We start from the raw sequence: 26,052 nt of genomic DNA, 5'->3' as shown, positions 1-26,052 counted from the left end.
CACAACATCGTGCCCGTGCTGCTGCGCGCCGAGACCAGGACCAAGCCGTCACGACCCGCTCGCCCCGCCCGCCTCGTCGCCGTGGCCGTCCCCGCGGCTGTCATGCTCGCCGTCGGCCTCTGGGGGCTCGACCGGGGCGGGATGTGGCGGGACGAGGCCGTCAGCTTCCAGGTCGCGCGGCGCTCGGTGCCGCAGATCTGGCGGCTGGTGCAGCACGTGGACGCGGTGCACGCCCTGTACTACCTCCTCCTGCACCCCGTTCTCGCGGTCCGCCCCGACGAGGTCGCCCTGCGCCTGCCCTCGGTCTGCGCGGCTGCCGCCACCGCCGGTCTGGTCGCGGCCCTCGGCGTCCGGCTGGCCGGGCCGCGCGTGGGTCTGTGGGCGGGGCTGCTGTACGCGGTCACGCCGATCGCCGGTCACTACGCCCAGGAGGGCCGCTCCTACGCCCTGGTCGCTGCCGGGGCCGCCGGGGCGACGCTGCTGCTGGCGCGGGGGATGGCGGGGCCGTCGTGGCGGGCCTGGGCGGCGTACGGGGCCGTCGTCGCCGGCACCTGTCTGCTGCACGTCCTCGCCGCGCTGCTGCTGCTCGCCCACGCGGTGACGCTGGCGCTCGCGCGGGTGCCGGGCCGGGTGTGGCGCGGGTGGGCCGCCGCGGCGGGCGCGGCGCTGCTGGTGCTGGCCCCGCTGGTGCTGGTCTCGCAGGGGCAGGCGGCGCAGGTGGCCTGGCTCCCGGTGCCCCGGTGGGGGACCGCCGAGCGGCTGCTGCGGGCGTTCGCGGGGTCGTCCGGCCCGGTCTTCTGGACGTACGTCGCCCTCGTCGCCGTCGCGGTGACGGGGGTCCGCCGGTCGCCGCTGGTACGGGTGGCGCTGCCGCTGATGGTCACGCCGCCCGCCGCGCTGATCGCCGTCTCGCAGCTGCGGCCGATGTACGACGACCGGTACGTGCTGTACGCCCTCGCGGGGGCACCGCTGCTGGCGGCGGCGGGCGCGGACCGGGTGCTGAGCGCCCTGCCGCGGCGGCCCCTGGCGGGAACCCTCGCCGGTGTGCTGGCCGTCGCCCTTGTCTTCGTCCACCAGCTCCCGCTGCACCGCCAGCACCGCACGCCCGCCCAGCGCGCCGACAACCTGGCCGCGGTCGCCGCCGTCGCCGCCCGCGAGCTGCGCCCCGGGGACCCGGTGCTGTTCCTGCCGTCCATCGGCCGGCGGGCCGCGGTGGCCTATCCGAAGGGGTTCCGGCGGGCATGGGACCTGGCGCTCGCGGTGCCCGGGCCGCAGTCGGGGACGCTGTACGGCCGGGAGCTGGGCGCGCCGGAGCTGCGGCGCAGGCTGGCCGGGGTGGACCGGGTCTGGGTGGTGGCCGAGCCGTACGCCCTGGGCTCGCGCTGGCGGCCGCGCAATCCGGTGGAGCGGACGAAGCTCACGGTCGTCGCCGAACAGTTCGTACCGCGCGCGCAGCACGTACGCGGCGGAGTGACCGTACGCCTCTACGTCCGCCGTACGGGCCCTGACGCACCGCCATCCCCGCGCGCCTGACCACCGACCTCCGCGCCCAGCGTCTGGCACGCCACCGTCCCCACGGTGGCCTGCGCCCAGCGCGCCGCCGTCCCCGCCGGACCGGCCGCCGGCCTTCCGCCTCGCGGCCCGCGCCCAGCGCGCCGCCGTCCCCGCGGGACCGACCACTGGCCTTCCGCCTCGCGGCCCGCGCCCAGCGCGCCGCCGTCCCCGCGGGACCGACCACTGGCCTTCCGCCTCGCGGCCCGCGCCTAGCGCGCCGCCGTCCCCGCCGGACCGACCACCGGCCTCCCGCCTCGCGGCCCCCGCCCCGCGCCTAGCGCGCCGCCGTCTCCGCCGTCTCCGTGGCCACCGCCGCGTCCAGTGCGCTGGTGAGCTGGTCGAGGCGGTCGCGGAGGGCGCGGATCTCGTCGACGTCGGAGCCGGTCGCGGCGACGATCCGGCGCGGTACCTCCACCGCCCGTTCGCGCAGGGCGGTGCCCTCCTCGGTGAGCCGGACCTCGACCGAGCGCTCGTCGCGTGCGCTGCGCTCGCGGCGTACCAGGCCGGCCGCCTCCAGCCGCTTGAGCAGCGGGGAGAGGGTGCCGGAGTCGAGCCGAAGCCGCTCGCCGAGCCGCTTCACCGGCTGGTCGCCGTCCTCCCAGAGCACCAGCATCACCAGGTACTGGGGGTAGGTCAGCCCGAGGTCCTTGAGGATCACCCGGTAGACGCCGTTGAAGGCGCGCGAGGCGGCGTGCAGCGAGAAGCAGATCTGGCGGTCGAGGCGGAGCCAGTCGTCCGCGGGCGTGCTGGTCATGGATCCAGAGTAGCTCTTGCGAGCCATTTAGTTGTGCACAACTGAATTGTGTGCTGTACTTCTGGTCGTACGGCGGCCGGACCGAACCGCCGCTCCCCGACCCGAGAGGGATGGTTTCCCATGGACGCGCTCTACACCGCTGTCGCCACCGCCACCCACGGCCGCGAGGGCCGCGCCGTCTCCTCCGACGGCACGCTGGACCTGCCGCTGGCCATGCCGGTGCAGCTCGGCGGCAACGGCCAGGGCACGAACCCCGAGCAGCTCTTCGCCGCCGGTTACGCCGCCTGCTTCGGCAGCGCCCTCGGCCTCGTCGGCCGCCAGGCCAAGGTCGACGTCTCCGACGCCGCCGTCACCGCCGAGGTCGGCATCGGCAAGCAGGGCGAGGGCTTCGCGCTCGCCGTCACGCTGCGCGTCGAGCTGCCCGACACCGTGGACGAGGCGACCGGCCGCAAGCTGGTCGAGCAGGCCCACCAGGTGTGCCCGTACTCCAACGCCACCCGCGGCAACGTCCCGGTCGACCTCGTCATCGAGTAACCCCCCGCGCGGACCCCTCACTCGGGAAGCCGCGCCAGCACCTCCCCCGTCCGCCGGCTCCACGCCACCACGACCGCCTCCTCGGGCACCTCGCGCCAGCGCGTCAGCAGCAGCCAGCGCACCTGGTGGCGGCGGGCGATGGCGGTGCGCTCGGCGCGGGTCGCCGCCGGGTCGAGATAGGCCCACATGTCGGCGACCCGCCGCCGGCGCTCGGTCTCGTCCAGCGCCGCGTCCGGCCAGGTCGGCGCGGCCAGGTTCGGGCCGTGCCCGGCGATGGCGTGCACGGCGTAGTAGCCGTCGGTGATCACCACCTCGCCCGGCTTGATGTACTCGGCGGCCCAGTCGTACGACGGCCAGCGCGGCGGCTGTTCGAAGCCGACCGGATCCAGCGACCGCGGCACCACCGCCCCCGCGTGCACGGAGAGGAACGCCGCGCAGGCCGCGACCGCCGCCCCCGCCCCCAGGATCCGCCGCCACACCGGCCAGGGCCGGGGCGCCGCCAGCTCGACGGCGAGCGCGAACTGCAGCGGCACCAGGGTGAGGCCGAGGATCCGCCCGTAGGTGTAGTGGCCGCTGAACCAGCCGTACGCCACCACCGCCGCCTCCAGTGCGAACATCAGCACCAGCGGGTCCCGCCAGGACGCGCGCCGCGCCCGCAGCCACAGCGCGGGCAGCCCGATCAGCGCCAGCCCGAACTGGCCACCGAGGTCGCGATACAGCCGCCGGTGCATGGCGTCGACGCTGGTGTCGCCGCTCAGCGCGAAGACGTCGAAGTACGGCCAGGCGGCACCGACCAGCAGCGCCACGCCCCCGGTCAGCGCCCACCGGCCGGCCACGGGGACGGTCCACCCGCGCTGCCACCCCAGCACCAGCGCCAGCCCGCCCAGCACCGCCGCCACCGAGGTGATCGGGTGCACCAGCAGGATCAGCCCGTACACCGCGCCCAGCCCCGCGTAACCGGTCAGGCTCGGCAGCCCGTTCGGCCCCACGAACCGCACCGGCCGGCCGTCCCGTGCCCGCGCCCCCGTCCAGGCCCACGCCCAGAAGGCGAGTCCGATCGCGAACGCCGACGGGTAGGGCAGCGTGCCGGTCATCGAGATCAGCGAGAGCCAGCCGCTCCACCAGGCCCGCTCGACACCCCAGAGCAGCGTCATCGCGGCCAGCGCCAGCACCGGCGCCCACGGCCGGGGCGTCAGCATCCGCACGAAGCGGTTCAGGCCGGTCAGCAGCACCAGCAGGTTCACCGGCCCGGAGAGCCGCACCACCTCCCAGCCGCTCAGCCCGGTCAGCCGGGCGAAGGCGCCCTGGAGGACGGCGTAGGGCGAGTAGTAGGGGCTGCCCGCACCCGGCAGGTCGGCGGTCGGGTGGCGCGGGTGGAGCAGGTCGGCCTTCAGGCGTTCGACGACCGCCGCGTGCTGCCCGGCGTCACAGCACAGCGGCACCCGCCAGTACGCCAGCGACATCACCAGCCAGAACAGGAAGCCGAAGACCTGGTACGGGGTGGGCCGCCAGGCCCGGCCGCGCAGCGCCGTCGCACCGCGCGGGGGCCGCCGGACGAGGACTCCGGCGCTCATCGAGCCGAGTGAGGGGTAAGCGTCTGAGGCATTTGCCGTATGTTCCCGAGAACGTCTACGGCATGACCTCACGTCACCGCATCGAGTGAGTCCGTTCGGGGTGCCCCTGTGCCGGCAGGGCGACCGGCCGCCGCAGCACCGCGTCCAGCAGCAGCGGCACCCCCACCACCGGCAGCAGCCAGGCCAGCACGATCAGCCGTTCGCCCCAGATGTTGATGTCCGGATGCCCGGCCTGGGTGAGGATCCCGGTGAACGCCGCCGCGGCCAGGAACACCCCGAACGCGGGCCGCCGCGCCGCCCCCCACGCCCCGGCGGCCAGCGCCGCCAGGAACAGCGGCTGCCACAGCTGCCGGCGCAGCCACTCCATCCAGAAGTTCCCCTGGAGCTGGAGGAACTCCGGCCAGGGGTCGGCGCGGTCGGGCCGCGCGAAGTGGTGGGTGAGCAGATCCTGCACGCTGTCCTCGGTCGACGGATACCCGAGCAGCTTCGCCAGCAGCAGCGTCAGCACGCTCGCGGCCAGACCGGTCCCGGCCACCGCGAGCACCCCGCGCCCGGTCGGCCGGCCCCGCCGCCACCGCCGTACGGCGACCAGCGCGCCCGCCGCCGCCAGGCACACCCCGAGGAACAGCGCCTGCGAGTGCTTGACCGTGAACAGCGCCGCGAGCGCCCCAGCGACCAGCGCGAGCCCGGCCCGCGTCCGCCGCCCGCCGAGGACCAGCGCGCACCCCCACACCGCCGCCAGCGTCAGCGCCAGCATCAGGCCCTCGGTCATGGGGCGCATGGCGGTCGTGCCGACCGGCAGCACGTAGTACAGGCCCTGCCCGGTCAGGCACAGCGGCAGCGGCACGCGCAGCGTCCGCAGGATCAGGAAGACCAGCACCCCGCCCGCGACCGCGATCACCACACTGGCCGCCCACAGGCCCCACACCACCCCGAACACGGTCACGAACGGCAGCAGGAACACCGGATACCCGGGCCGCGCCTCGAAGATCCGCATGAACCGCTCCGGCATGTACGGCACGGTGTGCCCGCCGGTCTGCCCCGCCTTCAGCCGCCGCTCCACGATCCGCCACTCGTCCGCCCCGCACTCCCGCTCCACGCGCGGCGCCGGGTCGGGGCGGTGGAAGCGGACCACGTGCACGTTCTGCGCACGATGGGCCAGCGAGGCCCGCCCCGCGCACACGTAGTCGATGGTCGCGGCGGCGGCCTCCCGCTTGGAGTCCCCGCGCAGACTGAGCGCGTACGACAGGTAGTTCTTGGTGTCCGGGGTGTCCCGGCCGGTGACGTTCGCCAGCTGGAACAGGGCGAACACCGCGGCCAGGAGCAGCACCCAGGTGCGCGGTCGCAGGCGGAGCTTCACGACGCGGTGAGCACGTCGTGGTCGGAGGCGGCGACCGGGGCCGGCAGCGTGACCGGCTCCGGCGTCCACGTCTCCTCGCCCAGCATCAGCGTCCGCACCACCCGCTCGGCGGCGTGCCCGTCGTCGTACTCGCAGAACCGCTCCCGGAACCCGGCCCGCAGCCGCTCCGCGTCCTGGTCCCGCCACGTTCCCGAGGCGAACAGCCACGCCAGTTCGCGGTAGGAGCGCGCGACATGGCCCGGCGGATCGGCGGTGATGTCGAAGTAGGCGCCGCGGCTCGCCGCGTACGCCGTCCAGTCGTCGGCGTGGATCACGATCGGCCGGTCCAGGTTGGCGTAGTCGAACATCAGGGCGGAGTAGTCGGTGACCAGGACGTCGGAGGCGAGCATCAGATCCTCGACGTGCGGCTCGTCGGTGGCGTCGATCAGCACGCCCCGCCGGTGCAGATCCGTCAGGCCCATCCCGCGCGCGTGGCCCGTGGCGAGCGACGGGTGCAGCCGGACCACGAGGGTGTGGTCCTCGCCCAGGTCCTCGGCGAACCTGGCCAGGTCGACGCGGTCGACGTGCCCGCCGCGCCGGTACTCGCGGCGGGTCGGCGCGTACAGCACGACCGTGTGGTCCTCGGGGATCCCGAGCCGCGTCCGCACCCGCGCACCCGCCTCGGGACCGGCGGTCACCAGCACGTCGTTGCGGGGGCTGCCGGTGCGCAGCGAGCTGAAGTGGCAGGGGAACGCCCGCTCCCACACCAGCTCGGAGTGCCGGTTCGCGACCAGGCTGTAGTCCCAGCGGTCGGCGCGCCACAGCATCTTCGGCACGTCGAAGCCGTGCCGGGCGCCGGGCTTGGTGAGCAGGTCGGCACCCATGTACTTCAGCGGGGTGCCCTGGTGGGTGTGGATGTGGACGGTGCCGGGGCGTTTGACCAGCGCGCCCGGCCAGTTGACGTTGTTGACGAAGTACGTCGCCCGCGCGGTGACCCGGTCGTAGGCGGCGGAGCCCAGCAGCACGTGCTCCACGTCCGGCGGCAGCAGCGCGGCCGTCTCCTCGTCCTTGACCACCCACACCCCGCGCAGGTGCGGGGCGATCTCGCGCGCCGCCCGGTAGATCGCCGCCGGGTCGCCGAGCACGCCCCGGTGCGAGAACGCCGAGTACACCGCGAGGTGCGGGTCCAGGGGGCGCGTCCGCAGCAGCGCGGTGCGGGCCCGGCGCGCCCGGCCGACCGCCGCCGCGCGCACCCGTTGGGCCCGCAGCTCCAGCGCCCGCCCGGCCCGCGCCGCCTGCCGCCGGGCCACATAGGCGGCGTAGCCGCCCTCCAGCACCCGGTGCTCCTCGGCGACCGTGGCGCCCTCCGGCTTGTACGTGCGGAACATCTCGGCCGTACGGCGGAAGAACTCGCCCTTGGCGGCGGGCGGCAGCCGGTCCGGCTTGGCGAGGATGTCCAGGCAGTGCTCGGCCATCTTGGCGTGCAGGAAGGCCCGCCAGGAGTGCAGCTCCGGATGGGCGTCGACGAACGCGAACACCCGCTCGTACTGCCCGTGGATGTCGAAGTGCTTACGGCTGGTGGTGGACAGGATGTTGCCCTGGCGGCGCTGCCGGTACTCCAGGCAGACCCGGTCGAGGGCGGCCATCCGCTCGGCGCTGAGCAGCACCGGGAACGTCCACGGCGTGTCCTCGTAGTAGCCGGGCGGGAAGGCGAAGCCGTGCCGCTCGACGAAGTCCCGGCGGTAGATCTTGTTCCACACGACCATCAGCAGGTCGAGCACCTCGGGCCGCTCGGTGGCGGTGAACGTGCCCGCGTCGGCCGCCTCGCCCAGTACGGGGGCCAGCACGTTGCGCCGGGTGCCGCCCCACCAGTAGGTGCGGACGTAGTCGAAGATCAGCACGTCCGGGTCGCCGGTCTCGGCCAGCCGGTCGGCCATCGCGCGCAGCGCGCCCGGGGTGAGGGTGTCGTCGCTGTCGAGGAAGAACAGGTAGTCGCCGGTGGCGTGCGGCATGCCCGCGTTGCGGGCCCGGCCGAGGCCGACGTTCTCCGGCAGGTGCAGCGCCTTCACACGCGGGTCGCGGGCCGCGTACTCGTCGAGGATCGCGCCGCAGCCGTCCGGCGAGCAGTCGTCGACGGCGATCACCTCGAGGTCGCCGAACGACTGCTCCAGGACCGAGTCGAGGCATTCGCGCAGGAAGCCCTGCACCTTGAAGCAGGGGAGGATGATGCTGAAGCGGGGCACGTCAGTTCCTTACGAGGGTCGTCGCGGCGGGTGCGGGGATGCGCTCGGCGAGCGGGATCACCGGCGGGATCGCCTCCGGCGGCTCGCCGAGGAACACCCGGCGCACCACCCGCTCCGCGGCCCGTCCGTCGTCGTACTCGCAGAACCGCTCCCGGAAGGCGGCCCGCAGCGTCCGCGACTCCTCGCCCGCCCAGGAGCCGTCCCGGAAGATCCGCGCCAGCTCCTCCGGGGTGTGCGCGACCGGGCCGGGCGGGGAGTGCATCAGGTCGAAGTAGACGCCCCGCGTCTCCCGGTAGACCTCCCAGTCGTCGGCGTACACGACGATCGGCCGGTCCAGGTTGGCGTAGTCGAACATGATCGACGAGTAGTCGGTGACCAGCGCGTCGGCGGCCAGGCAGACGTCCTCGGAGGAGCGGTGCGAGGTGACGTCGATGATCCGGCCGGAGGCCTTGGAGCGACCCCGGTCGTAGAAGTAGTGGGCGCGCAGCAGCACGACGACGTCCTCGCCGGCCGCCTCGCAGAACGCCTCCAGGTCGAGGCCGGTCTCGAAGCCGGTGTGCCAGTCGCGGTGCGTGGGCGCGTACAGCACCGCCGTCTTGCCCTCGGGCACGCCCAGCTCCCGGCGCACGCGGGCCACGTCGGCGGCGGTCGCCGTGTAGTACACGTCGTTGCGCGGATAGCCGTACTCCAGATGCTCGTACGACCCGGGGAAGGCGCGCTCCCACATCTGTGTGGAGTGGCTGTTGGAGGAGATGTTGAAGTCCCAGCGGTCCACCCGGCCCAGCAGCTTGGCGAAGCTGCCGGTCTGCGCGGCCACCACCGGGTACGTCGACTGGTCGACGCCCATCTTCTTCAGCGGGGTGCCGTGCTGCGTCTGCACGTGCACGCTGCCCCGCCGTTTGACCACGCCCTCGGCGAAGTTGGCGTTGTTGACCAGGTACTTGGCGCGGGCCAGCACCTCCCAGTAGCGGCGGCTGCCGATGATCGCGTGGTCGACGTCCTTCGGCATGGCGTGCGCCTGGTCGGCCTCCACCAGGAACACCGACCGGACGTGCGGGGCGAGTTCGCGCGCCTTGGCGTGGATGGCGGCCGGGTTGCAGGCGTAGCCGCGGCCCCAGTACGCGCAGTACACCGCCAGGTCGGGGTCGAGCGGGCGGCGCAGCTGACGGCGGTAGAGCAGCCGGGTGCGCAGTCCGCGCGGGCGCGGCAGCTGCTCCCCGGCCCGCACCGCCGACTCCTTGGCGCCGCGCAGCACCCGGAACGCCGTGTACGTGCCGGTCGCCAGCAGCCGGTGCTGGACCCCGAGGCTGCCGCCCGGGGTGCGGTGCCCGGCCGGGCGGTGGCGCCGGTACAGCCTGCTCGCCCGGCGGAAGAAGGCGCGGCGGCCGCGCGGCGGCAGCCGGCGCGGGTGGCCGGCGGTCTTCAGGACGGTGGCGAAGAGCTGGTCGAACAGGGCGTGCGCCCGCTCGGCGGACAGCTCCGGGGCCAGCGCCAGCGCCCGCTCGGCCTGGTCGAGCAGCTCCGCGTGGTGCTCGCCGGGCAGATACAGCCGGTTGCCCTGCCGCCGCATGTGATGCCGTACGACGGGCTCGCGCAGGACCGCGACCCGCTCGGCCCGCGCCATCACGGTCGCGCCGAAGCCGATGTCCGTGAAGTGGCCCTCGGGGAAGGTGATGTTCCGCTCGGTGAGGAAGGCCCGCCGGTAGGCCGCGCTCCACGCGGGCAGCTGGACGCCGGTCAGATGCGGCGCCCGGTCGGGGTGGAAGGCGCCGGACGGGGCCTGGGCGAGCAGCGGTGCCGCGGGCTGCGTGGGCTCGCCTTCCCACCAGGGGGTCCGCTCGTAGCCGAAGAGCAGGACGTCCAGGTCGCCGGTGTGCGTCAGCCGCGCGTCCAGCGTGGTCAGCGCGCCCGGCAGCAGGATGTCGTCACCATCGAGGAACAGCAGATACGCGCCCGTCGCCGCCCGCGTGCCGGCGCCGCGCGCCCCGGAGAGTCCGGCCGATGGCGGTGAGTGGACGGGGGCCACCCGGGAGTCCCGCTCGGCGTGGGCGGCGGCGACGTCCGCCGCGGGGGAGCCGGGCCCGTCGCACACCGGGATCAGCTCGAAGTCGCCGAAGGACTGTGCGAGGACCGAGTCCAGCGCCTGGGCCAGCCGGCCCGCGACCCCGTGGGACGGGACGATGATGCTGAAGCGGGGCATTCTGCTCTTTCCGTGGTTGTGCCGGTCCGGGTCGTGCGTAAGGAGCGCGCCTCGGACCGTGTGAGGAACGGCCGGGCCGCCCCGACGGCCGCCACGTGGACGGCCGGGTCGGGGTCGGCCGCGACGAACTGCGGGGCATACGAACTCCCGGAAGGTGAAACGGTCATCGGCGGCCGTCGGTGACGGTGAGCGGACCAGAAGGTTGCGGCACGGTGGCCAGCGGGCTGCGCGGGTGCGCGGCCGCGGCGGACGGCACGGGGTGGCGTTCGGCGAGCGGGATCACCGGCGGGACCGCCTCCTTCGGCTCCCCGAGGAAGACATGGCGTACGACCCGCTCCGCGGCGCGCCCGTCGTCGTACGGGCAGAAACGCTCCCGGAACGCGGTGCGCAGCTGGGTCGAGCGGGAGCCGCGCCAGTGGCCGGTGGCGAAGATGTCGATCAGCTCGTCCTCGCTGCGCGCGACCGCGCCCGGCGGGAAGGAGCGCAGGTCGAAGTAGGTGCCGCGGGCCGCCCGGTACGCCGCCCAGTCGTCGTCGGGGCTGTGGATCACGATGGGGCGGTCCAGGTTGGCGTAGTCGAACATGATCGACGAGTAGTCGGTGAGCAGGGCGTCCGAGGCCAGGCACAGCGACTCCACGCTCGGGTGGTCGGTCACGTCGACGACCCGGCCGTTCGTGGCCGCGAGCGGGCCGCCGTGCCGGGCGTGGGCGCGGGCCAGGACGACGAACCGCGGGCCCAGCCGGCGCACCACCCGGTCCAGGTCCAGGGCGGTGCGCTGGGTGCGACGGTGGTCGCGGTGGGTCGGCGCGTACAGGATCGCGACCGAGCCCTCCGGGATGCCCAGCGCCTCCCGGGCCCGCGCCACGTCCGCCGAGGTCGCCTGCTGGAAGACGTCGTTGCGGGGATAGCCGTACTCCAGCGTGGTGTAGCGGCCGGGGTAGACGCGCTCCCAGGTCAGGGTGGTGTGGCGGTTGGCGGACAGCACGTAGTCCCAGGTGTCGACGCGGTCCAGGAGCCGCGCGAAGTCCATGTCGCGGGCCGCCGCCGGGCGTTCCTGGAGGTCGAGGCCCATGTGCTTCAGGGGCGTGCCGTGCTGGGTCTGCACGAACACCTGGCCGGGGCGCTTGACCACGCGGTGGTCGAAGTTGACGTTGTTGACCAGGTACTTGGCGCGGGCCAGCGCCGTCCAGTACGCGGCGGTGCCCGGGGTGAGGCGCCGGGTGCCGGCCGGGATCGTGTGGTGGTGCTCGGGGCGGGCGATCCAGGCGGTGCGGATGTGCGGGGCGTGCGCGCGGACCGCGGCCTCCAGCGCGCCCGGGTTGCAGCCGTGCCCGCGGCCCCAGGAAGCGGCGAACACGGCCCGGTCGGCGCGCAGGGGCAGCCGGAGCTGGATCCGGTAGTGCAGGCGGAGCGCGGCGGCCCGGACGGCCCGTGCCAGGCCCCGGGCGAGCCGTGCCGTACGGCGGCGGGCGGCGAGGACGAGGTGCAGGGCGCGGAAGGTGCGGTGCGCGCCGAACCGGACGAAGGCGTGGCGGAGGCGGGCGCGCAGCGGCACGGGGGCGTCAGGGACCCGGTAGCGGCGGTAGTGGGCGCGGGCCCGGCGCAGGAACGCGGCGCGGCTGCGGCGCGGCAGACGGTCGGGCTTGCGGTACACCAGCGTCAGGTGGTCGACCATGCGGCGGAACAGCAGCGGGCGCCACCGGGCGAGTTCGGGGCGCGTCTCGAGATACGTGAAGACCCGGTCGTACTGGTCGAAGATGTCGAAGTGCTTGTCGCTGGTGGTGGACAGGATGCTGCCCCGGCGGCGCTGCCGGTAGTGCACACAGACCCGGTCGAGGGTGGCGATCGACTCCGCCGCCATCATCACCGGGTAGGTCCAGGGCGTGTCCTCGTAGTAGCCGGGCGGGAAGGCCAGGGCCGCCTGCTCGACGAACTCCCGCCGGTACGCCTTGTTCCAGGCCACCATCAGCAGCCGCAGCAGACCCGGCCGGTCCTCCAGCCGGAACGGGGCCGGGCCCTCCTCGGTGAGCTGGCCGGAGGCCTTGTTGCGGACCGCCTCGCCGGTCCAGTACGTGCGGGCGTAGTCGTAGACCAGGACGTCCGGTTCGCCGGTCTCCTTCAGCCGGTCGGCGATGGCGCGCAGGGCGTCCGGGGTGAGCGTGTCGTCCGAGTCGAGGAAGATCAGGTAGTCGCCGCTCGCCTCCCGCATCCCGGCGTTGCGGGCGGGGCCCAGGCCGCCGTTCTCCGGCAGGTGGACGGCCTTGACGCGCGGGTCGCGGGCCGCGAACTCGTCGATGATCTCGCCGCAGGCGTCCGGCGAGCAGTCGTCCACCGCGATCAGTTCGAGATCGGGGTACGACTGCGAGAGCACCGATTCCAGGCACTCGTGCAGGTACGCCTGAACCTGGTACGCGGGGACGATGACACTGAACCTGGGCAAGGGGACATCCAAGGGTCGGCGGGTCTGCTCGGGCGTTCTGCCCGGGAACGGCCGTTGGCGCCCAGGAGTTACGGTCCGTACGGCATCCGGGGGAATCGGGGTGAATGCGAAGGGACCGGCCGGTGACTCCGGCCGGTCCCTGTGAAGTGGCTTGAAGAAGCCGCTACTTGACGGCTCCCGCCATCACGCCCGACACGAACTGCCGTTGGAACGCGAAGAACACGGCCAGCGGCACCACCATCGAGATGAACGCGCCGGGTGCCAGCACGTCGATGTTGTTGCCGAACTGCCGTACCTGCGTCTGCAGCGCGACCGTGATCGGCTGGCTGCCGGCGTCCGTGAACACCAGCGCCACCAGCATGTCGTTCCACACCCACAGGAACTGGAAGATGCCGAGGCTGGCGACCGCGGGTCCGCCCAGCGGCATCACCACCCGTGCGAACAGCCGCAGTTCACCCGCCCCGTCGAGACGGGCCGCCTCCAGCAGCTCGCGCGGAATCTCCGCGAAGAAGTTCCGCAGCAGGAACACGGCGAACGGCAGGCCGAACCCGACGTGGAAGAGAATCACGCCCAGGATGGATCCGAACAGACCGATGTTGCCGAACAGTTCGGCGATCGGGATCAGCGCCACCTGCACCGGCACCACCAGCAGCCCCACCACGGCCAGGAACCACCAGTCGCGGCCCGGGAACTCCATCCACGCGAACGCGTATCCCGCCAGCGCCCCGATCACCACGACCAGCACGGTCGCCGGGACCGTGATGAGCACCGTGTTGACGAGGGAGTCGGTGATGTCGCCGTTCTCCAGCAGCTTCTGGTAACTGTCGACGGTGAGTTGGGCGGGCTCGGTGAACACCGTCCACCAGCCGCTCTCGTTCATGTCCGCCGGGCTGCGCAGCGAGGACAGCAGCAGACCGATCGTCGGCACCAGCCAGAACAGGCCCACGACGATCAAGAAGGCGCGGACGGCGCCGCCGCTCAGCTTCTCGACGAGCCGTGCCGCCAGGGACTTTTGCGACGTGGGCGTCATCGCCGTACCTCCCGCCTGAGCCGCCGGACGTTGAACCACATCACCGGGATCACCAGCAGCAGCAGGAACACCGCGATGGCGCTGGCGATGCCCGGCTGGTCCTCGGCGAAGCCCTTGCGGTACAGCTCCAGGGCGAGCACGTTCGCGTCGTCCTGCGAGGAGCCCGGGGCGATGATGAAGACCAGGTCGAACACCTTCAGGACGTTGATCATCAGCGTCACGGTGACGACCGCGAGGACGGGCGCGAGCAGCGGCACGGTGACTCTCCGGAACACCTGCCACTCGTTGGCGCCGTCCACCCGCGCCGCCTCCAGCAGCTCCCGGGGCACCCCCGCGAGACCGGCCGCGATCAGCACCATCGCGAAGCCCGCCCACATCCAGATGTACGACCCGATGATGGCCGGGGTGACCAGCGACGGGCCGAGCCAGTCGAGCCCGTTGTACGGCTCCTTGAAGTTGTCCGCGGGCAGCCGCAGCAGCGCCCCCTCGGCGGAGGCGGGCAGCGTGAAGGTGCCGTCGTCGGCGGCCGTCGTGGAGGCGACCACCTTGCCGTCCCTCACCGCCTCGATCTTCATCCCGGCGTAGCCGACCTCGGACGCGTCGGGCGCGTTGAGGGTGCCCACGCCCTTGCCGCGGGTGAAGTCCTGCCAGGTGGTGCCGGTGATCTTCCCGGGGTCGTCCGGTGCCGGGCGGGCCGGTTCGGCACCGTCCGGCATGAGATCGGGCGCCACGCCCACCAGCGGCAGGGCCACCGGATCGCCGAGGCGGACCGGCTCCCTGGTGACGAACGCACCCCCGCCCGCCGCCTCCAGCGGCGACTCGCGGCCCGGGTGCGCCTTCGGGAACGCCGACGACTGGGCGAACGTGTCGTGCACGCCCACCCACACGGCGTTGGCGACGCCCTTGTCCGGGTCCTGGTCGTACACCAGCCGGAAGATGATGCCCGCGGCGAGCATCGAGATGGCCATCGGCATGAAGACGACCAGCTTGAACGCGGTGCCCCAGCGCACCCGTTCGGTCAGCACCGCGAAGATCAGACCGAGCGCGGTCGCGACGGTCGGCGCGAACACCACCCAGATGATGTTGTTCTTCAGCGCGGTGCGGATGCCGTCGTCGGTGAACAGGGCCTGGTAGTTGTCGAATCCGGCGAAGCCGTCGCCGGACTGGTCGTAGAAGCTGCGGACGACCGAGTACCCGATCGGGTAGACCACGAGCGCGCCGAGCAGCACCAGGGCGGGCAGCAGGAAGAGCGCCGCGATGGTGGTGCGGGTGCCGGTCACGCTCTTGCGCGTGGGGGGAACGGCGGGGGTCGGAGGGACCCCCGCCGAGGGCGCCGGCGAGGCCATCGCCGGCTCAGTCCCCGTACGCCGCGGCCGCGTCGGCCTCCAGCCGCCGCTGGGTGCCGGCGATGTCCTTCGGGTTCTTCAGGAAGTCCTGCAGCGCCTTCCACTCGCCCTTGCCGGGGGTGCCGCCGAAGGCCTGGGGCGCCTGGTCCGACATGTCGAAGCGGAAGTCGTCACCGGCCGCGATCAGCGACTTGGCCATCTCCTGCTGCACCGCGTTCGGATACGCCGACGGGTCCACGTTCTTGTTCGGCGAGAGATAGCCGCCGAGCTTCGCCTGGATCGTCGCCGCGTCCGGGGAGGCCAGGAAGGTGGCCAGGGCCTGCGCGGCCTTCGAGTCCTCCAGGATCACGGCCGCGTCGCCGCCGGAGACGACGGGCGCGGTGTCACCGACGGCGGGGAAGGGGAAGACCTTCGCATCGGTGCCGACCTCCGCCTCCGTCTCGGCGATGTTGACCTGCACGAAGTCGCCCTCGTAGACCATGCCGGCCTTCGGCTGGTCGCCGCCGGTGAAGGTCTGGGTGACGGAGGCAGGGAACTCGGTCTGCAGCGCGCCGCTCGCGCCGCCCGCGAGGTAGTCCTGCTTGCCCCAAATCTGCGCGAGCGTGGTCAGCGCCTCCTTGACGGAGGGGTCCGTCCACTTGATCTCGTGCTTGGCCAGCTGGTCGTACTTCTCCGGCCCCGCCTGGGAGAGATAGACGTTCTCGAACCAGTCGGTGAGGGTCCAGCCGTCCGCGCCGCCGACGGAGAAGGGCGTGACACCGGAGTCGTAGATGGTCTGCGCGGTGGTGAGAAGCTCGTCCCAGGTCTTGGGCTCCTGGGCGCCCGCGTTCTCGAAGACCTGGGTGTTGTACCAGATCAGGGACTTGTTGGCGGCCTTGTAGTAGACGCCGTACTGCTTGCCGTCGACCTTGCCGATGTCCTGCCAGCCCGGCGAGAAGTTCTTCGCCAACTCGGCCTGCGCCTCCGCGCCCAGCGGCTTGGCCCAGCCCTTGTCGACGGCCTGCTTGATGGCGCCCGGCTGCGGCAGCATCGCGACGTCCGGCGGCTGGCCACCGGCGATCTTGGAACCGAGAAAGTTGATGATCGGGTCCTGCGCGGGGACGAAGGTGACCTTCGCACCGGTCCGCTTCTCGAACTCCGCGAGCACCTTCTTGAAGTTGGCCTGCTCCGGGCCGGTCCAGACGGCGGCGACCTCCAGGGACTCGCCGTCCAGCTTGGGGAGTTTCACCGTGGCGGTCGTCTCGGTGCCGCCGCCGTCTTTGGTCTCGCTGTCCTTGTCCTCGCCGCCACAGGCGGTGAGCGCGAGCGCTCCCGCGAGGAGGGCTGCGGCGGTTCGCGCCGCCCTGCGTGTCGTCGTCCGGCTGGTGCTGCTCTCGCTGTGCATCACGGCCCCGTTCTTCGTTCCTCGTCGAACGTCCAGCGCTGCTCCGTGAGCACTGGTCTACGCCGGGTGACGGGGGTCGGCAAGGGCGCGAACCGTGTCAAGGGGGTGATCGTGACCGCGCTGTGACTCGGGTCGGCGCGGCCCGGGACCGTCGCTTCGCGTAGGCCCTGTTGTGTGGATCGCCGTTTTCGGATCGCCGTCGTCCGGATCGCCGTCGTCCGGATCGCCTCGCGACGCCGGGTCGATCCGAACGACAGGGCCCGGCCCGCGACTACAGCAGCGACGGCACCTGGGACGCCGACACCTCCCGGGCCGCCCGCTCCAGCGCGCTGGCCAGCAGGGCCAGGTCCGTCGGACCGTTGCCCAGCTCCCGCACCGGGCGGCGGGCCGGCGGGTCGCCCATGCGGTGCCAGTCCAGGGGGACGACCGTCGGCCGCAGGGTCGCGGTGCGCGGAATGCGCCCCGTGACCCGCCCGCCCTGGAACGGCGTGCTCCGGCCGTCGGGCCCGGTCAGCCGCCCGCGCCCCGGCGCCGGCTCGTCCGGACCCGCCGCCGGTGCCTCCAGCACGATCCGCAGCCGCGCCCGCCGCGCCGCCTCCGACTCGGCCGTACGACCGCCCGGTCCGGCCGCCGCGACCAGATGCACGCCCAGCCGCTCGCCCTCCCGGGCCACCGCGTCCAGCGCCCGTACGACCGACCCGGCCGCGGGGCGTCCCGGGGAGCCGAGCGCGGGCGAGACCAGCGCGTCCAGGTCGTCCACGACGACCACGAGCCGCGGCAGCGGCGGCGCCGCGTCGGCCTGCCGGCGCGCCCCGCCCGGCCGCAGCCGCAGCGTGGAACTGGGCGGCGCGTCCAGGTCCGCGGCGCCGGAATCATGGGCCCCCGGCGCCTGTCCCGGCGTCTGCTGGGGTGCCTGGCGCTGCGTGACCATACGACCCGCCAGCTCCCGGCCGGTGTGCCACTCGATGAAGTCCGAGCGGCCCAGCAGCTCCGCCCGCCGCTTCAGCTCGGCGCTCAGCGACTGCGCGAACTCCCGCATGCGGACGGGGTCGTTGGCGGTGAGATGGGTGGTGACGTGCGGTACGTCGGTGCAGACGCGCAGCCCCTCGCCGTGCGCCGGGCCCGTGCCCACGCTGTCCCGGCCGTCCATCAGCACGATGCCCAGCCGGTCGGGCCGCTCGGCGGCGGCCAGCGAGGCGACGATCGCGCGCAGCAGCTCCGTACGCCCGCTGCCCGCCGGGCCCTCGATCAGCAGATGCGGCCCGTCCGCCACGAGGTCCACACCCACCGGCCCACGCGGACCGGCCCCCAGCACCGCCCAGGCCCGCCCGCCGAGCGCCCGGGTGTCGTCGGCCGCGTCCGCCCAGCGGGCCATCAGCGACGCCGGGGTGGCCCGGGCCAGCCCCAGCTCGTCCAGCAGCCGGGCCGACTGGGGCAGCGGTGCGGACACCCGCGCCTGCCGCTCGCCGCCGGAGCCGTCCGGCCGCAGCGGCGCCAGCGCCCGCGCGAACCGCTCGGCCCACGCGGGGGAGACGGCGTCGACGGTGGCTATCGTGCCGTGGCCGACGGGACCGGCGGGGGCGGTCCCCTCCGCCGGGGCCACCCGCAGCAGCCGCAGCGCCGTCGCCACATCGCCGCTGAGCAGCGCCACCGCCCCGCACTGCCGGAACGTCGGCGCCGCCGCGCAGGCCGCCTCGTACGTCTCCGTCACCGGCGACGCGGGCGAGGCGGGGTCCGTCTCGGCCAGGCACACCACATGGATCCCGGCCCGCGGTCCCTCCACCGCCAGCCGCGCCACCGCGTCCCGCAGCCCCGCACTCCCGGGGTCCCCGTCCACCACGACGACGGTGTACGGCCCCCGGAAGCCACCCTCGGCCCCGTCCGGCCGGGCCCACGAGGGACGCCGTGCCGCTCCGCGGGCGGGGGCGGCGGTTGCCTCGGGCCGGGGGAGGTCCGCTGCTGCGGGGTGGGGGCCGTTGCCCGCGCCGGGGTCGGCCGGCAGGCCGTGGGCTGCCGCGCCCGGTCCGGCCGGGGCGGGCAGGCGGTGCGCCGCCGAGTCCGGGCCCGCGGTGGCGGCCCCTGCGTGCTGCCCAGGACCGGCCGTGGCGCTGCCGTCGGCCGCCGCGAAACGAGGGCTGCCGCCCGTGCCGGGGCTGCCCGGCAGGCGGTGCGCCGCCGTGCCCGGACCGCCGTCGGCGGCCCCTGCGGGGCGCCCGGTACGGGTGGGGACGTCGGCGTGGGGCGCCGCGGACCGAGGGTCACTGCCCGCGCCGGGACCTCCCGGCAGGCCGTGTGCTGCCGCGCCGGAGCTGCCCGGCATGCCATGCGCCGCAGTGCTCGGGCCCGCGTCCGCGGTCCCTGCGGGGTGCGTGGGACTGGTCGGGGCGCTGCTGTTGGTTGCCGCGGACCGAGGGTCACTGCCCGCGCCGGGGCCGCCCGGCAGGCCGTGTGCTGCCGCGCCCGGGCTGCCGGGCGTGCGGTGCGCCGCCGTGCCGGGACCCGCGTCGGCAGCCGCCGAGAGGTGCGCGGAACCGGCCGTGGCGCTGCCATCGGTCGCCGCGAAGCGAGGGCCGCCGCGCGGTCGCCCGTCCGCGGTCCCTGCGGGGTGCGCGGGACTGGTCGGGGCGCTGCCGTTGGCTGCCGCGGACCGAGGCCCGCCGCCCGTGCCGGGGCTGCCCGGGAAGCCGCGTGCTGTCGTGCCGGAGCTGCCCGGCGTGTGGTGCGCCGTGCCCGGACCGGCTGCGGTCGGCAGGCCGTGCGCCGCCGAGCCCGGATCCGCGTCCGCAGCCGGGCGCCCCGAACCCGGCGGGGTGCCGCCATCGGCCGCCGCGGGGTGGGGGCCGTTGCCCGTGCCGGGGCCACCCGGGAGCCCGTGTGCTGTCGCGTCGGCGGCGCCCGGCAGGTGGTGGTGCGCCGCCGCGCTCGGGCCCGCGTCGGCAGCCGCTGCGGGGTGCCTGGCACCGGTCGGCGCGCTGCCGTCGGTCGCCGTGGGCCGAGGGCCGCCGCCCGCGCCGGGACCGCCGGGCAGGCCGTGCGCCGCCGAGCCCTGATATCCGTCGGCGGCCGCCGTGGCCGGACGGCTACCGCCCGAGCGGTCCGTGAGGTGGTCCTCCAGGCGGCGCAGGAGTTCGTCGGTGCGGGCCGTGGCCTGTTCGCGGTCGTAGGCGAGGAGGAGACGGCAGTCTTGGCCGTGTCCCGGGCGGACCTGCGGGAGCCAGCCGAGCCAGGACCACTCCGCGGTGCGCTCGGCCACCGAGCGGGAGCGGTCGGTGCTGACCAGCACGATCTCCAGGGTCGAGGGGGAGTGCAGCGCGGCCAGCTGCGCGAGCACCGCGCGGGCCAGCCCGGCGAGCCGCGGGCGCGGTCCGGCCAGGCCCAGCGCCCCGGCCTCGCGCAGGTCGGCGGTCACCGGCACGGCGGGCAGCAGCCCGGAGCCGTCGGGCGCCGCCCGGTCGGCCGTGCCGAGCCGCACGGTCAGCGCCTCCGGGTGGCCCGGCCCGCGCTCCCACAACCGGGGCCCGGGACCGAGCGCGGTCAGCAGCAGGGCCGCCGGGTCCGGCCAGGTCTCCGGCAGACGGGGACCGACGTAGGCCGGCGGGAGGGGCGTACCGGCCGCCTCCTCGTCGTACGCCTCCGGTCCGGCCGCCGTCGGCTGCTCGCCGCGCCCGCCGGTCAGGCGGCGCGCCCAGGCGCCGAGGCCCCCGCGCCTGCGCCCGGAGTGCGGCGGCTGGGGTGCCCCGGAACCGTGCGGGTGGGCGGCTTCCTGGGTGCCTCGGTGGGCGGCCGGTGTGCCGCCCAGGTCGGGTACGCCCTGGCGTCCGCCGTGTGTGCCGCCGTCGGCCGGCGGCTGGGCGGGCGGCACCAGGCGGGCCCCGGGCGGGCGCCCGGCCGCGCGGCGCTCCTCGATCCGCGGTGCCCCGCCCTGCCCCGGGACGACCGGCGGCCTGACGGGCGGTTCGACGGGCGTGTGCTCCTGGGCGGCCGACGGCCCCCGGCCGGGCCGCTGCTCGTCGGCGGGGCCGTCCGCGCGCGTGTGGCTCTCGGGGGCCTCCGGGAGGCCGGCGGAGGCGGGCGCCGGAGCGACCCGGACGTGTCCCTCCCCGTCCGGTGTCGTGCCCCGCCGGGCCCCCGGCCCTCCGGCCGGGGCGAGCCGCAGGGCCGACTCGCCGAGACGCAGCAGCGCGCCCGGCGCGAGCCGCACCGGGCGGGAGTCCACGCGGACGCCGTCCAGGGTGGTGCCGTTGGTGGAGCCGAGGTCGGCGACGGTGACGCGGCCGTCGGGGGACAGGGTCACCGCGCAGTGCAGCCGGGAGACGTCCGGGTCGTCGAGCGGGACGTCCGCGTCGGCGGAGCGGCCGATGTCGATACGGCCGCCGTGCAGCAGATGCACCCCGCCCGCGTCGGGCCCGGCGACCACGTCGAGGCGGGCCGGGGCGTCGTCGACCTCGGGGTGCGGCTCCGGGTCGGCGGGCGCGCCCAGGGAGAGCACGGCGCCGTCCAGCAGCGGCGGCTCGCCGAGGGTGCAGCGGCGGTCGTCGAGGCGCTCAGCGCCGGCGTACAGCACCACCGGGCCAGGCTGGGCGGCGTCGCCGGTGACCGCCGAGGCCAGCGCCGAGGCGACCGCCGAGAGGGCCGTGCCGGCGGGCGCGGTGACCAGCACGTCGCGGCTCGCGGCGCGGCCCCGCGCCTCGGCCGAGGGCGGGCCCAGCGGGTCTACGACGGTCAGCCGGATCTGCATCGCCGTCAGCGGTCCCTTCTGCGCGGGCGCGGAGGTCCCCCACCCCACACGAGCACGTCGGCCAGTAACTGCACGCATCCTCGCACCTGTCACCGACAACACGCCCGCCGCTCCGGCAGAAGTGATCTTGATTGGTCGGCTCTGCCCGCAAAAGTGCCTGCCAGGGGCGGCACCGGCGACCGGTTGAGATCGGTCACGTCCGCTTTCGGCAACCTGGAGACCGAGGCGAGCGTCTTTCCTTCGAACGTGCGCGGGAACGCGTACGTAGACCCACAGGACCGAGGGCGACACCGCGTACGGGCGCGTGCCCGGGCCCACGGAAAGAGGACAGCCCGGTCTGTCGGACCACGGCACTACAGTGGGTCGGAACACCGACCATCAGGCAAGGCAAGCAGCAGGGAGCGCGTGACGTGCGGCCAGTCGGCAGCAAGTACCTGCTCGAGGAGCCGCTCGGACGCGGCGCCACGGGCACCGTCTGGCGGGCCCGCCAGCGGGAGACCGCGGGCGCCGAGGCGGCCGTGCCCGGACAGCCCGGCGAGACCGTCGCCATCAAGGTCCTCAAGGAGGAGCTGGCGAGCGACCCGGATGTCGTGATGCGGTTCCTCCGTGAGCGCTCGGTGCTGCTCCGGCTGACGCACCCGAACATCGTCCGGGTGCGCGACCTGGTCGTCGAGGGCGATCTGCTCGCCCTGGTCATGGACCTCGTCGACGGCCCCGACCTGCACCGCTACCTGCGCGAGAACGGCCCCTTCACCCCGGTCGCCGCGGCCCTGCTCACCGCCCAGATCGCCGACGCGCTCGCCGCCAGCCACGCCGACGGAGTGGTCCACCGCGACCTGAAGCCGGCGAACGTCCTGCTCCAGCAGAACGGCGGCCAGATGCACCCGATGCTGACCGACTTCGGCATCGCCCGCCTCGCCGACTCGCCCGGCCTCACCCGCACCAGCGAGTTCGTCGGCACGCCCGCGTACGTGGCCCCGGAGTCCGCGGAGGGCCGCCCGCAGACCTCGGCGGTCGACATCTACGGCGCGGGCATCCTCCTCTACGAGCTGGTCACCGGCCGCCCGCCGTTCTCCGGCAGCTCCGCCCTGGAGGTGCTGCACCAGCACCTGAGCGCCGAACCGCGCCGCCCCTCCACCGTCCCCGAACCGCTGTGGACGGTCATAGAGCGCTGCCTGCGCAAGAACCCCGACGAGCGCCCCAGCGCCGAGAACCTCGCGCGCGGCCTTCGGGTCGTCGCCGAGGGCGTCGGCGTGCACGCGAACTCCGCGCAGATCGCCGCCGCCGAGAACGTCGGCGCGCTGCTCGCCCCCGACCCGGCGCCCGCGGCGGTGCCCGGCTCCGCGGGCGCGGCGGACCCGACGCAGGTGCTCCCGCAGGGCTCCGCGCCGGGCGCGTACGACCCGAACGCCGCGACCAGCGTGCTGCCGCACACCGGCGGCCCGGCCGGCGCCGCCGACCCCACCGCCGTACTCCCGAACACCGGGGCCGCCGACCCGACGGCCGTCATGCCGCCGGTGCCCCCGCACCAGCCGGGCCATCAGGGCCAGGACGGCCGGCAGGGGGAGCACCCCTGGCAGACCCAGCTGCGGGCCGCGCGGGACCGTAACGAGCAGACGCAGATCCAGTACCTGGACCCCAGCGAGGACCCGCTGCGCCGCCGCCCCCAGCGGCAGGTGTCCCGGCCCCAGCAGCCGCCCCAGCGACCCCAGCAGCGCCCGCAGCAGGGACCGCCGCCCGGTTACGGCTACCCGCAGCAGCAGCAGCAACAACAGCAGCAACCGCAGCCGTATGCCCCGCCGCGCCGGCCCCAGCAGCCCCAACAGCCCCAGCGGTACGCCCCGCCCGCTCCGCCGGAGCCGCAGCGCCCCGCGCGGGAGCCGCGCCAGCCGCGTCAGCGCAGCGCCAACCCGATGCGCATCCCGGGTCTTGGCTGCCTCAAGGGCTGCCTGTTCACGATCGTCATCCTGTTCGTGGCCGGCTGGCTCATCTGGGAGCTGAGTCCGCTCCAGGAGTGGATCGGCACCGGCAAGGGCTACTGGGAGCAGCTCACGGACTGGGTCGGCACGGTGACGGACTGGATCAGCGACCTGGGCGGCGATTCCGGTTCCGGTACCGGCTCCGGGACGGGCTCCGGCCAGTAGCGAGCCTGTCTATTTGTCGACACCCGAGGGGTGATTTCCGCCTCCCCGGTGAAGGCCGGCTCCCCGGACGCGTAGTTTTAGCGACAACACGCGTCTGTAGGAGCAGTCTTGGCACGGAAGATCGGCAGCCGGTACACCGCGAACCAGATCCTGGGACGGGGCAGCGCCGGCACGGTGTGGCTGGGCGAGGGGCCGGAGGGGCCCGTCGCCATCAAGCTGCTGCGCGAGGATCTGGCATCCGACCAGGAACTCGTCGGACGCTTCGTCCAGGAGCGGACCGCCCTGCTCGGGCTCGACCACCCGAACGTGGTCTCCGTCCGTGACCTGGTGGTCGACGGCAACGACCTCGCCCTCGTCATGGACCTGGTCCGCGGCACCGACCTGCGCACCCGGCTGGAACGGGAGCGGCGGCTCGCCCCCGAGGCGGCCGTCGCGATCGTCGCCGACGTGGCGGACGGCCTCGCCGCCGCCCACGCCGCCGGGGTCGTGCACCGGGACGTCAAGCCGGAGAACATCCTGCTGGACATGCAGAGCCCGCTCGGACCGGGCGGCGCGCACCGCGCCCTGCTCACCGACTTCGGCATCGCCAAGCTGATCGACACCCCGCAGCGCACCCGGGCCACCAAGGTCATCGGCACCCCCGACTATCTGGCCCCCGAGATCGTCGAGGGCCTGCCCCCGCGCGCCTCCGTCGACATCTACGCCCTCGCCACCGTCCTCTACGAGCTGCTGGCGGGCTTCACCCCCTTCGGCGGCGGCCACCCGGGCGCGGTGCTGCGCCGCCACGTCACGGAGACCGTCGTCCCGCTCCCCGGCATCCCCGAGGAGCTGTGGCAGCTGATCGTGCAGTGCCTCGCCAAGGCCCCCGCCTCCCGGCTGCGCGCCTCCGAGCTGGCCGCGCGGCTGCGCGAGCAGCTGCCCACGCTGGCCGGGATGCCGCCGCTGGACGTGGACGAGCCGGACCCGGACGCCGAGCCGGCCGACGAGGCACCGCAGCCCGCGCAGGGCGAGCAGGCGCCCCCGCCGCGAGCACGCCGGGGCGCGGTCTCCCTGGTCCCCGGCGCCAAGCCCGACTCCAACCGGGACACCCACACCTCGATGCGGGTCCCCGCCCCCGACGAGCTGGCCGGCGGCGCCCACGGCACGGCCCGCGCCCCCCGCGCCGCCGGCGCCCCCCGCCCCGGCTCGGCCCGCAACCGCGCCGCCACCCGCCGACGTCGCCTCACCCTGGGTGCCGCCGCGGTGGCCCTCGCGGCGGCCATCGGCACGGGAGCCTGGCTGGCCACGTCGGGCGACGACGGGGGCGCGACGCCCCAGGACACGAAGAACTCCGCTCCGGACACACCGTGAGTGAGATGTCGTAGCGGTCACGTCTGGGCGCCGGCCGGTGAAAGTCAGCCTGTCCGGCGTGTGAGGAGGCACCGACGCCGGGTGCGTCACAACCGACGCTCAGGACGGCGCTGGCTCACCGGCGGAGCCGTTACGCTGGGAGCGTGGCAGTCGTCGATGTATCCGAAGAGCTCAAGTCCCTCTCCTCGACCATGGAGTCGATCGAGGCCGTTCTGGACCTCGACAAGCTGAGGGCAGACATCGCCGTGCTCGAGGAGCAGGCGGCCGCGCCGTCCCTGTGGGACAACCCGGACGAGGCGCAGAAGATCACCAGCAAGCTCTCCCACCTCCAGGCGGAGGTGAGGAAGGCCGAGGCCCTGCGCTCGCGGATCGACGATCTCGCCGTGCTCTTCGAGATGGCCGAGGAGGAGGACGACCCGGACACCCGTGCCGAGGCCGAGTCCGAGCTCGAGTCCGTCAAGAAGGCGCTCGACGAGATGGAGGTGCGGACGCTGCTGAGCGGCGAGTACGACTCCCGTGAGGCGCTGGTCAACATCCGCGCCGAGGCGGGCGGCGTCGACGCCGCGGACTTCGCCGAGAAGCTGCAGCGCATGTACCTGCGGTGGGCCGAGCAGCGCGGCTACAAGACGGAGCTGATCGAGACGTCGTACGCCGAAGAGGCCGGCATCAAGTCGACCACCTTCGCCGTGCAGGCGCCGTACGCCTACGGCACCCTCTCCGTCGAGCAGGGCACCCACCGCCTGGTGCGCATCTCGCCCTTCGACAACCAGGGCCGGCGCCAGACCTCCTTCGCCGGTGTCGAGGTGCTGCCCGTCGTCGAGCAGTCCGACCACGTCGACATCGACGAGTCCGATCTGCGCATCGACGTCTACCGGTCCTCCGGGCCCGGCGGCCAGGGCGTGAACACCACCGACTCCGCGGTGCGCATCACGCACATCCCGACCGGCATCGTGGTCTCCTGCCAGAACGAGCGGTCGCAGATCCAGAACAAGGCCACCGCCATGAACGTCCTCCAGGCCAAGCTCCTTGAGCGGCGCCGCCAGGAGGAGCAGGCCAAGATGGACGCCCTCAAGGGCGACGGCGCCAACTCCTGGGGCAACCAGATGCGTTCGTACGTCCTGCACCCGTACCAGATGGTCAAGGACCTGCGCACGGAGCACGAGGTCGGCAACCCCGAGGCCGTGTTCAACGGTGAGATCGACGGGTTCCTGGAGGCCGGAATTCGCTGGCGCAAGCAGCAGGAGAAGTAAGTTTGTCGACAAAGTCAACCGCCCCTGATTCAGGGGCGGTTGTCGTTTGTCCGGGTTTTACAGCACACTCACACACTGCAATCCCCGGTAAAGCGCGCCATATCCGGACAGTGCTCCCGTAATGACCTTGACGTTGCTTTGAAAAATCGGAAGGGTTGAGCGCGGCATGCGT

The 26,052-nt window shown here is 74.2% G+C and carries 15 protein-coding genes; 5 read left to right on the top strand and 10 right to left on the bottom strand.

Annotated features, from left to right (window positions below; all coding sequences use genetic code 11):
- Positions 1 to 9 precede the first annotated feature (9 nt).
- Positions 10 to 1,533 carry a glycosyltransferase family 39 protein gene (locus tag ACZ42A_RS17460; RefSeq protein ID WP_468528062.1) on the top strand — a complete coding sequence of 508 codons (1,524 nt, stop codon included), beginning with the start codon at positions 10 to 12 and terminating at the stop codon, positions 1,531 to 1,533.
- Between the two features lie 295 nt (positions 1,534 to 1,828).
- On the opposite strand, the gene ACZ42A_RS17455 is transcribed toward ACZ42A_RS17460, so the two are convergent.
- Positions 1,829 to 2,308 carry a MarR family winged helix-turn-helix transcriptional regulator gene (locus ACZ42A_RS17455; protein ID WP_468528061.1) on the bottom strand — a complete coding sequence of 160 codons (480 nt, stop codon included), beginning with the start codon at positions 2,306 to 2,308 and terminating at the stop codon, positions 1,829 to 1,831.
- Positions 2,309 to 2,428: 120 nt separating this feature from the next.
- Here ACZ42A_RS17455 and ACZ42A_RS17450 point away from each other — a divergent pair, with 120 nt between their 5' ends.
- The gene (locus tag ACZ42A_RS17450) at positions 2,429 to 2,842 is read left to right on the top strand and encodes an organic hydroperoxide resistance protein (RefSeq protein ID WP_468528060.1); all 414 of its coding nucleotides are present in this window, start codon (positions 2,429 to 2,431) and stop codon (positions 2,840 to 2,842) included.
- Positions 2,843 to 2,859: 17 nt separating this feature from the next.
- On the opposite strand, the gene ACZ42A_RS17445 is transcribed toward ACZ42A_RS17450, so the two are convergent.
- The 9 genes from ACZ42A_RS17445 to ACZ42A_RS17405 form a co-directional block, all read right to left on the bottom strand.
- Complete coding sequence (locus ACZ42A_RS17445; RefSeq protein ID WP_468528059.1) at positions 2,860 to 4,416, bottom strand: hypothetical protein; 1,557 nt, start codon at positions 4,414 to 4,416, stop codon at positions 2,860 to 2,862.
- A 73-nt stretch (positions 4,417 to 4,489) separates the two neighbouring features.
- Positions 4,490 to 5,764 (bottom strand): hypothetical protein, encoded by a 1,275-nt coding sequence (locus tag ACZ42A_RS17440; protein ID WP_468528104.1) that lies wholly within the window; start codon positions 5,762 to 5,764, stop codon positions 4,490 to 4,492.
- A gap of 8 nt (positions 5,765 to 5,772) precedes the next feature.
- Positions 5,773 to 7,998, bottom strand: a complete 2,226-nt coding sequence (locus ACZ42A_RS17435; RefSeq protein ID WP_468528058.1) for a bifunctional glycosyltransferase/CDP-glycerol:glycerophosphate glycerophosphotransferase — start codon at positions 7,996 to 7,998, stop codon at positions 5,773 to 5,775.
- A gap of 1 nt (position 7,999) precedes the next feature.
- The gene (locus ACZ42A_RS17430; protein ID WP_468528057.1) at positions 8,000 to 10,198 is read right to left on the bottom strand and encodes a bifunctional glycosyltransferase/CDP-glycerol:glycerophosphate glycerophosphotransferase; all 2,199 of its coding nucleotides are present in this window, start codon (positions 10,196 to 10,198) and stop codon (positions 8,000 to 8,002) included.
- 163 nt (positions 10,199 to 10,361) lie between these two features.
- A complete protein-coding gene (locus tag ACZ42A_RS17425; RefSeq protein ID WP_468528056.1) occupies positions 10,362 to 12,638 on the bottom strand; it encodes a bifunctional glycosyltransferase/CDP-glycerol:glycerophosphate glycerophosphotransferase in 2,277 nt (758 codons plus the stop codon).
- A gap of 163 nt (positions 12,639 to 12,801) precedes the next feature.
- A complete protein-coding gene (locus ACZ42A_RS17420; RefSeq protein ID WP_468528055.1) occupies positions 12,802 to 13,668 on the bottom strand; it encodes a carbohydrate ABC transporter permease in 867 nt (288 codons plus the stop codon).
- Positions 13,665 to 14,948: a carbohydrate ABC transporter permease gene (locus ACZ42A_RS17415; protein ID WP_468528054.1), complete on the bottom strand. Its 1,284-nt coding sequence runs from the start codon at positions 14,946 to 14,948 to the stop codon at positions 13,665 to 13,667. The genes ACZ42A_RS17420 and ACZ42A_RS17415 overlap by 4 nt, the downstream gene beginning before the upstream one ends.
- Before the next feature lie 73 nt (positions 14,949 to 15,021).
- Positions 15,022 to 16,398, bottom strand: coding sequence for an ABC transporter substrate-binding protein (locus ACZ42A_RS17410; protein WP_468528053.1), 1,377 nt, complete (start codon positions 16,396 to 16,398; stop codon positions 15,022 to 15,024).
- A gap of 271 nt (positions 16,399 to 16,669) precedes the next feature.
- Positions 16,670 to 21,136, bottom strand: a complete 4,467-nt coding sequence (locus ACZ42A_RS17405) for an FHA domain-containing protein (protein WP_468528103.1) — start codon at positions 21,134 to 21,136, stop codon at positions 16,670 to 16,672.
- A 410-nt stretch (positions 21,137 to 21,546) separates the two neighbouring features.
- On the opposite strand from ACZ42A_RS17405, the gene ACZ42A_RS17400 reads away from it, so the two are divergent.
- From ACZ42A_RS17400 to prfB, 3 genes are all read left to right on the top strand, one after another.
- Positions 21,547 to 23,280 (top strand): serine/threonine-protein kinase, encoded by a 1,734-nt coding sequence (locus ACZ42A_RS17400; RefSeq protein ID WP_468528052.1) that lies wholly within the window; start codon positions 21,547 to 21,549, stop codon positions 23,278 to 23,280.
- 108 nt (positions 23,281 to 23,388) lie between these two features.
- The gene (locus ACZ42A_RS17395; RefSeq protein ID WP_468528051.1) at positions 23,389 to 24,630 is read left to right on the top strand and encodes a serine/threonine-protein kinase; all 1,242 of its coding nucleotides are present in this window, start codon (positions 23,389 to 23,391) and stop codon (positions 24,628 to 24,630) included.
- Between the two features lie 143 nt (positions 24,631 to 24,773).
- Positions 24,774 to 25,880: a peptide chain release factor 2 gene (prfB, locus tag ACZ42A_RS17390; protein WP_468528050.1), complete on the top strand. Its 1,107-nt coding sequence runs from the start codon at positions 24,774 to 24,776 to the stop codon at positions 25,878 to 25,880.
- Positions 25,881 to 26,052 lie beyond the last annotated feature (172 nt).

The sequence above is a fragment of the Streptomyces sp. NPDC030838 genome (genome assembly GCF_055572035.1).
The sequence above is the reverse complement of the archived record's forward strand: the minus strand, read 5'-3'. Positions and strand labels throughout refer to the sequence as shown.